The following is a 3,978-nucleotide window of genomic DNA, read 5'->3' as shown; positions in this document are numbered from 1 at the left end:
GGAGGATGCGTTTTGGAAGATTCGTCCGGAAGGAGACCGCGTCCTTGACCGCAACGGATCGATGGCATGCCCGATATCGGTCCGTACCATTCAGGCGGAGTCGTCCGGGCTGTGGAAAGGCCGGGCGTCCTTCTAAGCTTGGAGACGGGTTCCGGTCTGTGGAAGGGCCGGGACGCAGACCGTTCAGCAAACCGTTCAAAGGAGAAGACATGACGCTGTTCCGCAATCTCGGACCTTTCCGTACCACCGCCATCGGCCATGGCGAGATGCCGCTGACCATCGAGAACAACCGTGGCCACGAGGTCGGCATCGAGACCCTGCACGCCTCGCTCGATGCCGGATGCCGGCATATCGACACCGCATGGGCGTACTACACGCCGGGCGAGGAGGAACAGACCGGCGAGAAGCTGGTGCGTGAGGCATTGGAGACATGGAAGGGCCCGCGCGATGAAGTGACCGTCGCCACCAAGGTCGGACTGCGTCGCGCCTGGGACGGAGACAAACCGATTTGGCCGCGCGACGGCAAGCCGGAACATCTCATCGCATACGGCAAGCAGTCCGCGCAGGCATTGGGCGTCGACTCCATCGATCTGCTGTATCTGCACCGTCATGATCCCGAAGTGCCGTACAACGAATCCTGCGAAGGCATCAAGGCGCTGCTCGACCAAGGCGTGGCGCGGTATGCCGGCGTTTCCAACGTGAGCATCGAACAGCTGAAAATCGCACAGGACGTGCTCGGAGACAGGCTCGTTGCCGTGCAGAACCAATATTCCCCGATTCACAAAGACACCCAGGACACGCTGGAATACTGTGCGGAGGCGGGCTTGGCCTTCGTGTGCTGGAGCCCGCTCGGCGGCTACCGTCATCCGTATGACGAGCATCTGTTCGATCCGTTCCGCGAAGTCGCGGCCAAGCATGGCGTGAGCTATCAGCGCGTGGTCCTGGCTTGGGAACTCGCCAAGGGCGACCACATGTTCGTGATTCCGGGTGCCCATCGTCCCGAAACCATCCTCGATTCCCTGAAGGCCGACGAACTCGAACTCACCGATGAGGAGCTCGCCTTCCTCGGTTGATTTCCCACCATCCCAAGATTCCAGTGCCGTCCCACGAAATCCTCATGATTCCGCCGGCATGAATCTGGAATCTTGGTGGGTTTGCTGGCATGAATCTGGAATTCCGTCGATTCTTGGTGATTCTGTTGGAATAAGTCTGGGATACTGGCATACCACAGATCGGCCCATCCTTGGTGCCAAATCCGCAGTTCCCGTGCGTCCAATGGTTTTGCTGTGCCAAACATGCAGTTTCGATTCGAATAATCCGGGCGTGTTCTGCATCTTTCGCACAATGAATTTGGCAAGGGCATAATTGGCACCGAGGACGGGGCAATCATGCAATACCGGTTGTTCTCCAGTGTCTCCAGTGGACATCGGAGAACATCAGAGGACGGCGAAGAAAAAATCGACGAGCAGCTTGGAACCGTAGAATATCACCATACCGCCGCAGACGCGGTTCAGGATGATGGCAAGTTTCGGACTGAATCGGCGGCTGAACAGCGACACCAGCAACGTCATACCAAAGAACCATAATGCAGAGGCGGTTTCCACACCGGTGATGAACGGCGTGGATTGGCCGACGTCCAACGTGGCGCTGAACGCTCCAAGCATCAATGTGCCGTCGATGATGGCCTGCGGATTGAGCCACGTCACCGCGCCTGCGGTCATGATGGTATGCAGTAATTCGCTGCGCGGTTCCATCGGTACGTTATGGGCGAGGTTCCGTGTCTCATCGTGGCGTTTGGTATCGGTGCGCTTGGCGAACAGCAGCCGTGCGCCGATGCGGATCACCGCGACTCCGCCTACAGCCAACACACCCAGGCGCAACCAATCGTAACGCTGCATCAGCCTTCCGATACCGAAGAAGCACGACAACGACAACGAGATGTCGAAGAGCAAGACGATTAGCGCGGTACGCAACGCGCGCTTACGGGGTTCCGTCAACGCGGAGTTGATTACGAACAGATTCTGCATGCCGATCGGCGCGACGTACGCCAATCCCAACGTCAATCCCTGCAGGAAAAATCCCATATGCCCTGGTTTCGTCAGTCGTTCAAGTTTGGTTGGATTCCTTTATAACCATCCAAACCAGCCAAATAATCGTTTCCGTATTAATGAATTTGTAGTGATGAATCCTGTAATACGAAGAAACATCTACTATCTGAGGATTTATTGTATGGCTGTGAGTACAATCATCAACCAGCCAAATAAGCAGGATTCACTCAGCCAATCAGCAATTTTGGTTGGATGGATGTATGGATTTGATGATTAGATAAGGAATGTTATGGCTCGTATCGTGCCGCTGAACATTGATTGGAAGCCTGATCGTGCATCCGGCAAGCCGGTGACCGAGCAGATTGTCGACTATATGTGCGAGCAAGTGTCGAGCGGCAATTGGCCGATCGGCTCCAGGCTGCCGTCGCAGCGCGCGCTCGCCGAATGGTTTGGCGTGAACCGGTCCACCGTCATCGCGGCGGTCGCAGAACTGTCCGACTACGGTATTGTCGAAGGGCGGCGGGGCGGTGGAACGCGAATCGTCAGCAACACATGGTCGTTGATGCTGCCGGGCGCGCCGGATTGGGCGGATTATGTCGGTTCCGGATTTTTCAAGGCCAACAACGCGACCATCCAGGCCATCAACCGATATGAATTCGCACCGGGCATGACGCGGATTGGTACTGGTGAGATCGATCCTCGACTGTTCTCGAAATCCATGTGGCGGCATGTGCTGGGCGAAGCCGCGAATGAAATCGATTCGCTGGGCTACCCGCCTCCGGAAGGATTGCCGCAGCTGCGTGAAGCGATTGCGAATCATATGCGTGACTCGGGCATCGAGTGTGCGCCGGAGCAGGTGTTGGTCACGTCCGGCGCGTTGCAGGCGTTGCAACTGATTTCCGTGAGCCTGTTGCCGGCCAATTCCACCGTGTATGCGGAAGCGCCGAGCTACATCAAATCATTGCAGGTGTTCCAATCCGCGGGCATGCATCTCGAAGGTGTGCCGATGGATGGTGGGGGCATCGACGTGCATGCGTTGAATGATTCGCTGACCGGTCGACGATCCTCTTCGTCGGTATCGTCGGTTTCTGCGACCGTCTCGACTTCGGATGACGGACGAATATCGGATGCATTGGACGCGTCCATGTCGGTGATGCCCGTGCCGTCTTCGGCATCCGCGGAATGCCGGCCATCGGGAATCGGACGAAAGCGCAGGGGAGACGCCATCCTGTACACGATTCCGACGAACCACAATCCGACCGGTATCACCATGGATGATCGGCGCCGGCGCGAACTCATCGAATGCTGCGTGGCCAATCGTCTGCCGATTATCGAGGATGGCGCGTACCGCGATCTGTATTTCGAGGACGACGCGCCGCTGCCGTTGAAGGCATTTGACGAGACGGGCATGGTGATTGCCCTTGGCAGTGCGTCGAAATCGTTGGCACCCGGATTGCGCATCGGATGGATGATCGCTGCCGAACCGATTGTGCAACGGCTCGCCGATGTGAAGATGCAGGTGGACTATGGTGCGAGTGTTTTGAGCCAGTGGGCGTTCGCTCGCTTCCTGTCAAGTGGATTGTATGACGAGTATGTCGCCGGATTGAAGACGGAACTGCTTCGGCGTCGCGATTGCGCGATGCGCGTGTTACAGGAGAAACTGGGCGATTGCGCGCATTGGAACGTGCCGAAGGGCGGTTTCTACATTTGGCTCACGTTCGACCGTCCGATGCGCATGGGCCGGTTGTTCCAATTGGCCGTGGAGCACGGCGTTCTGCTCAATCCCGGAGACATCTATGATTTCGCCGCGAACAATTCGCTGCGATTGAGCTATTCCTACACCACCCCCGAGGAATTCGCCGCTGCGGTGGAAGTGCTCGCCGCCATTGCACGCGAATTGGCCTGACTCGGGTTGGTGCTTCGTGGTTTG

General features: G+C 57.4%; 3 protein-coding genes. 2 read left to right on the top strand and 1 reads right to left on the bottom strand.

Going from position 1 to position 3,978, the window contains the following annotated elements:
- The first annotated feature begins 209 nt into the window (after positions 1 to 209).
- Complete coding sequence (locus B3C64_RS03910) at positions 210 to 1,073, top strand: aldo/keto reductase (RefSeq protein ID WP_291533875.1); 864 nt, start codon at positions 210 to 212, stop codon at positions 1,071 to 1,073.
- 363 nt (positions 1,074 to 1,436) lie between these two features.
- On the opposite strand, the gene B3C64_RS03905 is transcribed toward B3C64_RS03910, so the two are convergent.
- Positions 1,437 to 2,084, bottom strand: a complete 648-nt coding sequence (locus B3C64_RS03905) for a LysE/ArgO family amino acid transporter (RefSeq protein WP_291533874.1) — start codon at positions 2,082 to 2,084, stop codon at positions 1,437 to 1,439.
- Positions 2,085 to 2,337: 253 nt separating this feature from the next.
- Here B3C64_RS03905 and B3C64_RS03900 point away from each other — a divergent pair, with 253 nt between their 5' ends.
- Complete coding sequence (locus B3C64_RS03900; RefSeq protein WP_291533872.1) at positions 2,338 to 3,954, top strand: PLP-dependent aminotransferase family protein; 1,617 nt, start codon at positions 2,338 to 2,340, stop codon at positions 3,952 to 3,954.
- Positions 3,955 to 3,978 lie beyond the last annotated feature (24 nt).

Source organism: Bifidobacterium sp. UBA6881, from assembly GCA_002451435.1.
In the GTDB taxonomy this organism is placed as follows: domain Bacteria; phylum Actinomycetota; class Actinomycetes; order Actinomycetales; family Bifidobacteriaceae; genus Bifidobacterium.
The sequence above is the reverse complement of the archived record's forward strand: the minus strand, read 5'-3'. Positions and strand labels throughout refer to the sequence as shown.